This is a genomic window from uncultured Treponema sp. (assembly GCF_945873775.1).
GTDB lineage: Bacteria > Spirochaetota > Spirochaetia > Treponematales > Treponemataceae > Treponema_D.
On sequence record NZ_CAMCEC010000027.1, the window covers coordinates 25,471 to 32,321 of the forward strand.

A 6,851-nucleotide genomic window follows, 5' to 3' on the forward strand; every position below is an offset into this window, starting at 1 on the left:
AGTCAAATCAGACTACCATTTCATCATCGCTAGAACGAGCAATAACAATTTCACCAGAATCTTCAAGACGGCGGATTACGCTAACAATCTTCTGCTGGCTTTCTTCAACATCTTTCAAGCGGACAGGTCCCATGTATTCCATGTCTTCTTTAAGCATTGAAGCGGCACGCTTTGACATATTGCGGAAAATCTTGTCCTGAACTTCTGTATCAACTGATTTCAAAGCCTTTGCAAGCTCCTGCGTATCAACTTCACGGAGAACTTTCTGAATCGCGCGGTCATCAAGCATAACAATATCTTCGAAAACAAACATTCTCTTCTTGATTTCTTCCGCAAGCTCTGGATCATCTTCTTCAAGAGTTTCAATAATCGCCTTTTCAGAAGAACGGTCAACAAGGTTAAGAATTTCAACGATCGAGTCAACACCACCGGCAGCCGTGTAGTCTTCGCTGGAAAGAGTTGAAAGTTTCTTTTCAAGAACACGTTCAACTTCGCGCAGAACTTCCGGGCTTGTGCGGTCCATTGTGGCAAGACGCTTTGAAACTTCCGGCTGAATTTCCGCTGGAAGATTCTGAAGAATTGTAGCAGCCTTTTGAGGCTCAAGGTACGCAAGAATAAGCGAAATTGTCTGCGGATATTCCTGCTGAACAAAGTTCAAAAGATGAGCTGGATCTGTTCGGCGGATAAAATCAAACGGACGAACCTGCAAAGAGCTTGTAAGCCTGTTGATAATATCAATAGCTTTTTGGCTTCCCAAAGATTTTTCAAGAAGCTCACGGGCAAAATCAATACCGCCAGTGGTAATAAAATTCTGCGCCTGCATAAGCTCCTGAAATTCTTCAAGAACCTGATCTTTAAAGTCTGCGTCAATTGTATCAAGGCGCGCAATTTCAAAAGTAAGAGTTTCAACTTCATCTTCGCGCAAGTGCTTCATTACATCAGAGGCTACATCGCTTCCGATTGCAACGAGGAAAATAGCGGCTTTTTGGCGGCCGGTAAGATTCTTATAATCCTTGATTCCGCCCTTTTTCTTGCTTTTTTTGCCGTCAACAAGTTCTTCTGCCATAAACTATTCCTCCATAAGCCAAGTGCGGATAAGCATTGCAACATCTTCTGGATGCTCTTTTGCCATTGCAATCGCATTTTCCTGAAGCTCTGCCCGCTTGCGCTCTTCAACAGACATTGTAACTTCCATTCCCTGCTGCTGGGCTTCAAGAAGCGCTCTCTGTCTTTCTTCTTCCTGCTGACGAATTCTAGCTTCCTCTGCAAGACGGCGGCGGCGTTCAATTTCTCTGCTGATAATACGGAACGCAATGAACGCAATAAGAATTATAGCAATTCCAATCAGGCTGAACATAATTGTGCGGTTTCTGTTAAGCTGCGCAATATATGCCAAATCTTCTTTTTCCTGCTCTTCTGTCCTGTCAAAAGGAATATTTGTAACTGTAACGCTGTCTCCGCGGGCTCTGCTATAGCCTACAGCATCCTGAACAAGTTTTGTTGTATTTGCAAGCTGCTCTGGAGTAATAGGAATGTACTCGCGCTTTAAATGTCCGTTTTCAAGAATAGGACGGTTATTTTCATCATAAACTTTACGCCACTGGCCGTCAATGTTTACAGAAACTGTAATGCGGTCAATCTGCGGACTTGTAATTTCAGAAACATTTTTTTCGTTCAGCGCATAGTTGCGTTTTATGCCTTCTTCTGTGGATTTACCAACAACATTTGACATATCGCTGTAAACTGGAGGATTCTGACCTTCAACGCCAGCAGGACCTTCAGGATTGTAGCCGGTTCCTGTAAATGACTTGTTTACAGTTTCTTCCGACAAAGTAAGGCTGTTTACAATTTCAGAGTCATCATAAGGAGTGTTCGGGTTATCCGGACGGATTGTAATTCCGCCGTATTCTCTTGAAGTAGTTGTGCGCTCAGACATATTCATGTCAATCTTGATGTTCGCAACTCTTACACGGTTATCAGAGAATGTTCCCTTCAATGCTGCAAGGACAAGTCCTGTATATGTAGTTTCCTGCTTAAGAATAAGCTTGCGCTGTTTTTCTATATTTGAAATGCGGTCGCTTTCCGCCATGCCTTCAAAGTCATTTATCTGAACATTTGAAGCGCCGTCGTTGATTACAATATTTTCATCGCGCAGACCTTCTACGCTGGCTTTTATAAGATTTTGAATTCCACGGATTTTGCGCTTATCCGTAAGAACATCGCTGTTTCCTTTAGCAAACAAAACAATGCTTGCAGATGTTGGATTCTGATTTTCTGTGAATAAAGATTCATCTGGGAGAACAAGATTTACTTCTGCGCGCTGGATTCCGTCCAAAGACTCAAGCTGCTGCTTTAAAGCTGTTTCTGTTGCGCGCTGCCAGTTCACCTTGTCATCAAAGTCTGTTCTTGACCAACGGGTAACATCAAAAAGGCTGTAGGCATCAAGGCTCGACGGAGCATAGCCTTCAGCAATGAGACGGCTTCTGTATTTTTTTGCTATATCGCTGTTTTCAACAGAAATATAATTGTCAGATGAAACATAGGCCTTTACATTGTCCTGATCAAGGCGGGAAAGAATAAGCTCCCGTTCTTTTTCATCATTTACCGGACCGTTAAAAAGGCGCACTGTGGAAGGGCGAGACGACATAGAAGCCATAAGAACAATCACCGCTATAGCAACCACAACGATGGCAGCCACAATAGCTTTTTGGAGAGTTGTCCACTTCGCCCATTTTTCTTTAATGGTTTCTAAATTTTTCTTGAACCATTCGTTCATATTCCCCTCCCATGAACGAACTCATTTTATGGAAGCCTATAAAAATCTCAGTTTTTATAGGCAACTCTAATAATGCGATGTTTTATCGATGCTATTACAGCGAATTAAAACTCGCAGGTTTTCTAAAAGCGAACTGTAAAGTGAGCTTTTAGAAAACCCCTTATTTCTATTTTACGCTGTCCCACTCGCATAAAAAGATAGGACAGTATAACACAAATTCCCGAATTTGACAATAAAACTTTTTAGCAAACCAGAACGCTATCTGTTCTGCGAAAGCTCATTCCAGCCTTTTACAAGACGGTCAATTACATTCTGCGCAAGATCCAGCGACATCTGGGCTTTTGCCATGGCAGTTGTAACGTCATGAATGTCAACGCTGTCCGGATCTGTTATGACTTTTTCCTGAAGGGCTGAAACATTAAGCTGCTGGCTGTTCATTTCGTTTACAGCTTCAAGAAGGTAAGTTCTAAACGACTCTTTCTTTTCAGCTCCGTCAACAGAAGCTGTTCCATTTCCATTTAAAGCCTTGCTGACGTTTCCGATGGCTGAAGTCCCAAGATGAGACGCATTCGACCTGTTAAGCTCCATAGAGCCAAAAGAAAGATTCATAGTTCCTCCCGTTTACTTATTAGCTGCAACTAGCGGTTTCCAATTTCCAAAGCAGAGGCAAACATTTCCTTGCTGCCCTGAATAACAGAACTGTTGGCTTCGTAAGCACGGTTCGCGCTTATCATGTTCACCATTTCGTTTACAATATTCACGTTAGGATATTCAACGTAGCCTTTGTTCGGTCCAGACTGAATTGCATCCGGGTGGCTTGGATCATAAACCATTCTTCCCTGCTCGCTGTCTTTTACGATTTCACGCACACGAACGCCTTTTCCAGGTCCGTTGTCCAGCTCTGAATCCACAAAAGGAAATCTCCACTGAGGATTTGAAGAAGAAATAGGCTCAACAATCACGCTCTGCTTTCGGTAAGCTCCGCCTTCCTGAGTACGTGTTGTTGTTGCATTCGCAATATTGTTTGAAATGACATCAGTGCGCAGACGCTCCACGCTCATTCCTGTTGCCGCTATGTTTATGCTTGTAAATAATCCCATACTTTTCTCCAAAACTCAATAGTAAAAATAAACTATATTGACTTCATGGCCGTCTTGACCTGTGAAAACTCAAAATTCATAAGCTGAGTCAAAAGGCGATACTGCATCTGAATCTGAACAACATTCATTGCTTCCTGCTCTGCATCAACATTGTTTCCGTTGGCTTTTGAAGCAGTCGTGTAGTCGGAAACACGTCTAGGCTCAACATCACGCCAGTCGCGCGGAACTTCGCTCTGAATATGGCGCGCGTCATTTGTCGCCATGCGGAAAGAGCTGTGCTCGTTATCGCGGCTAATGAAGGCTTTTTTCAGTTCGCTTTCAAAGTTTACGGACTGCCTCTTGAAATTCGCAACTTCGCTGTTTGCAATATTATTTGCAGTAACCTGATAGCGGAGGCTTTCAACATCAAGAGCGCGGTGAAGCAAATCTACAGAATTTGAAAAACTGTTCATACTCTGTTCATCGGCATTCCAGAAAAAAAGTTTATACTATAAATGTATGGTTTTTATTAAAATGGAAATTCAACAGTCATTTCCGCGCAGTTCGAATGTCATAAGAATTCTTGAATCGGAAAAAGACCTTGTAAATTAAATTGTTTTTGCAATATATTGTAGCTAACAAGGAAGAATAATGAACTACATACTTTGCCACAAAGATATTCCGGTTTTAAGATTCTCAACCGAGGATGAAGAAATCTCCGAAGTTTCTGAAATAATCTGCAAGGAACATCTTCCAGTCGGAATATCGCAAGACAATGAAAAAGGAAAAACATTAAAAAGCCAGTTCCGCTCCTGGTGGAAAGGCCGCTCAATTCCTGCGAGCCGCCAGAATCTTGACACTGCCCTTGAGCAGCTCGGAAACATCACCACGGATTATCTTATAGAAAAAAGCTACGGTCTAAGCCTTTCTGACCATTATTGGGCAAAACCTTTAACAAGCAACTTGTCCTGGAAAGATGTGAATTTCTTTCAGAACAGTTTTTCAGATGACGTAGGAAAAGCCCTCTTCGGCGTTCTGAATTCAGACAGCACCGAAAAACTGAATCTTGTTTCCCCGGACAACACATCTGACGGCTGGCTCAAAAAAAAATGGATTATAAACAACGGTGAAAGAATTCTTTTAAAGGCTGGAAGCGCACCGTATTATCAGGAACCGTTCAACGAAGTCTTGACTTCTGAAATTTGCAAAAAGCTCGGAATAGAACACGTTGAATATAAAATCATAAAAACCGATGGAACTTTCTACTCGTCATGTCCTGACTTTGTGTCGCCGCAGACAGAACTTGTTCCAGCCCGGCACATTGTGAACACTTTAAAAAAGGACAACAACACTTCAAATTTCAACCATCTCATAAACTGCTGTACGGAACTTGGATTCAAGAATACGGAAAAATTAAAGAAAGGAATCTGCAATATGCTAACAGTTGACTTTATAATCGCCAACACCGACAGGCACTACAACAACTTCGGATTTTTAAGGAATCCTGACACCCTTGAATGGCTCGGGCTTGCACCTGTATTCGACAGCGGAACTTCATTTTTCCATAGCGAAAGTGTATTCTCATTAAGAAATCCATACTTGCAAGAATCTTCAAAAATAAAGGCAAAGCCGTTCGCCTCAAACCAGAAAGAACAGATGAAAAAAATTCCGTTCATGGAATACTGCTCGGATTTGGACTTTGAGAGGCTCGACGGCGTTTCAGAATTCTTCGGAAAGCTCATATCGCAAAATCCATACATCGAGCCGGAACGCGCGGAAATCTTGTGCAAAACGCTGGATTCAAGGATAGCTGAAACAAAAATGCTTTTTGATAATTAGCATGAAGCTTCTCTAGTAGTCATTTGTTATCGCCAACTTTGCTTATATGTCATTTCTGCTATTGCTTATATGTCATTGCCGGACTCACTGCAACAAATCCAAACAAGATTATCCAGTCAAGCAGGATAATGACAAAACGATTTGTCATTCCTGCTATTGGCTATATGTCATTCCCGCACTCGATGCGGGAATCTGTCTTTTTTTACAACACCGCCTGCCCGCCATTACTTGCCTGTTGAGCGGACAATGCGGAAGCCAAGGTCGTAGCAGGTGTTACGGGCGCCGCTCCAGTTCTTGTAGTCCACCCCGCAGCGGTCGGTGTTGTGGCACCAGCTGCCGCAGCAGTAATAGCTGCACTTGCTGCTACCGTTGGTGTAGGAATCCCAGCACCATTCCCCTACGTTACCGCTCATGTCGTAAAGTCCGTAATCGTTCGGCTTTTTCTGCGCTACTGGATGTGTCTTACTTCCGCTGTTGTCGTAATACCAGCCCACTTCATCCAAATTATCGCTTCCGCTGTACCTGAATTCCTGTCCGCCTTTTGCCGCATACTGCCATTCTTCCACTGTTGGCAGACGGTAGCCGTTGGCATTCTCGTTGAATTCAATTATCCCAGAAACACTGTTGCCTTCATTAAGGAACATACTCCCATTCCAAAACGTCTGTTTTATATAAAACAGAATATACTGGAGCAAATCCAGCCATCACACTTAATTTGTTACAGAACACAATAGCGTCATACCAACTTATATTTTCTACAGGAAGATTTTTTTCTCCTTTGAGATTGCCAAGATTCTCGCCCATTACCAATTCATAGAATTCTTGTGTAACTTCAGTTTTTAGTATGCTGTAACTTTTTCCAGAAACTGCAATCATTGTGTCATCAAGAAAAGTATTGTTTAATATCTGTTTCTTTTCTTTTTCAGCCAAAAGGCTTTCTGCAGTAACATTTTTGTACTTTTCAAGAAGTTTCTAAAAGTTGTCTTCCGCAGCCACTACAGATGACAGCAGTGCAGACATTAAAGCAATAAAAATAAATTTCAATTTCATAATCACTGCTCTCCCTGTTGAATAATCTGAATTCTCAAATCTCCCAATCGAGCAATCGAGCAATCGAGCAATCGAGCAATCGAGCAATCGAGCAATCGAGCAATCGA

At 42.3% G+C, this 6,851-nt stretch carries 9 protein-coding genes; 1 reads left to right on the forward strand and 8 read right to left on the reverse strand.

Going from position 1 to position 6,851, the window contains the following annotated elements; all coding sequences use genetic code 11:
• Nucleotides 1-7: 7 nt before the first annotated feature.
• From fliG to flgB, 5 genes are all read right to left on the reverse strand, one after another.
• On the reverse strand, nucleotides 8-1,066 hold the full coding sequence (gene fliG, locus Q0N70_RS10900; RefSeq protein WP_013701324.1) for a flagellar motor switch protein FliG: 1,059 nt from the start codon (nucleotides 1,064-1,066) through the stop codon (nucleotides 8-10).
• 3 nt (nucleotides 1,067-1,069) lie between these two features.
• Nucleotides 1,070-2,776, reverse strand: coding sequence for a flagellar basal-body MS-ring/collar protein FliF (gene fliF, locus Q0N70_RS10905; protein ID WP_294016669.1), 1,707 nt, complete (start codon nucleotides 2,774-2,776; stop codon nucleotides 1,070-1,072).
• Between the two features lie 258 nt (nucleotides 2,777-3,034).
• The gene (gene fliE / locus Q0N70_RS10910; RefSeq protein WP_294016670.1) at nucleotides 3,035-3,385 is read right to left on the reverse strand and encodes a flagellar hook-basal body complex protein FliE; all 351 of its coding nucleotides are present in this window, start codon (nucleotides 3,383-3,385) and stop codon (nucleotides 3,035-3,037) included.
• 29 nt (nucleotides 3,386-3,414) lie between these two features.
• On the reverse strand, nucleotides 3,415-3,876 hold the full coding sequence (gene flgC / locus Q0N70_RS10915; protein WP_294016671.1) for a flagellar basal body rod protein FlgC: 462 nt from the start codon (nucleotides 3,874-3,876) through the stop codon (nucleotides 3,415-3,417).
• A gap of 32 nt (nucleotides 3,877-3,908) precedes the next feature.
• The gene (gene flgB, locus Q0N70_RS10920) at nucleotides 3,909-4,328 is read right to left on the reverse strand and encodes a flagellar basal body rod protein FlgB (protein WP_294016673.1); all 420 of its coding nucleotides are present in this window, start codon (nucleotides 4,326-4,328) and stop codon (nucleotides 3,909-3,911) included.
• A gap of 178 nt (nucleotides 4,329-4,506) precedes the next feature.
• Between flgB and Q0N70_RS10925 the strand changes: the two genes are divergently transcribed.
• Nucleotides 4,507-5,694 (forward strand): HipA domain-containing protein, encoded by a 1,188-nt coding sequence (locus Q0N70_RS10925; protein ID WP_294016675.1) that lies wholly within the window; start codon nucleotides 4,507-4,509, stop codon nucleotides 5,692-5,694.
• Nucleotides 5,695-5,918: 224 nt separating this feature from the next.
• Here Q0N70_RS10925 and Q0N70_RS10930 read toward each other — a convergent pair whose 3' ends face one another.
• The 3 genes from Q0N70_RS10930 to Q0N70_RS10940 form a co-directional block, all read right to left on the reverse strand.
• Nucleotides 5,919-6,338, reverse strand: coding sequence for an SUMF1/EgtB/PvdO family nonheme iron enzyme (locus Q0N70_RS10930; protein WP_294016677.1), 420 nt, complete (start codon nucleotides 6,336-6,338; stop codon nucleotides 5,919-5,921).
• Nucleotides 6,328-6,624, reverse strand: coding sequence for an SUMF1/EgtB/PvdO family nonheme iron enzyme (locus tag Q0N70_RS10935; protein ID WP_294016679.1), 297 nt, complete (start codon nucleotides 6,622-6,624; stop codon nucleotides 6,328-6,330). The genes Q0N70_RS10930 and Q0N70_RS10935 overlap by 11 nt, the downstream gene beginning before the upstream one ends.
• Nucleotides 6,625-6,666: 42 nt before the next feature.
• Nucleotides 6,667-6,851: hypothetical protein (locus Q0N70_RS10940; RefSeq protein ID WP_294016681.1), on the reverse strand; the 185-nt coding region annotated here is incomplete at its 5' end.